This window comes from Schaalia canis, assembly GCF_003858455.1.
GTDB lineage: Bacteria > Actinomycetota > Actinomycetes > Actinomycetales > Actinomycetaceae > Pauljensenia > Pauljensenia canis.
The window spans coordinates 1-291 of the sequence record NZ_RQZF01000056.1 but is presented as its reverse complement, the minus strand read 5'-3'; the positions used below and the strand labels follow the sequence as shown (position 1 = coordinate 291).

The 291-nt window shown below is 54.6% G+C and carries 1 protein-coding gene; it reads left to right on the top strand.

Annotation, left to right across the window (positions count from 1 at the left end; genetic code table 11):
• Positions 1–291, top strand: a 291-nt coding sequence (locus EII11_RS10790) for a hypothetical protein (RefSeq protein ID WP_205649301.1), incomplete at both ends; no start/stop codon positions are given.

Here is a 291-nt window from a genome sequence, read left to right as displayed (position 1 = left end):
AGCAGTTGTCATATACGGGCCAACGCGCCACCGTCCACAACCTCCACATCAAGAACTACAACAACTACCACGTCCACACCAATACTGGCACCCCCATCCTCGTCCACAACAGCAATGTGTTGGGCAAGTGTGGAGACGGGGATTCTGTCATACCGGACAGACCTCGAGATGCACTTGGACGTTTTACCACAGGTGCCGGCGGAGAAAGCCTGGAGGCTGCCGCAGGGAGACGAGCACATGAAATGTATCCTTTAGCAGTTGGGCAGGATCAAGGCTACCTATTCAACCGAG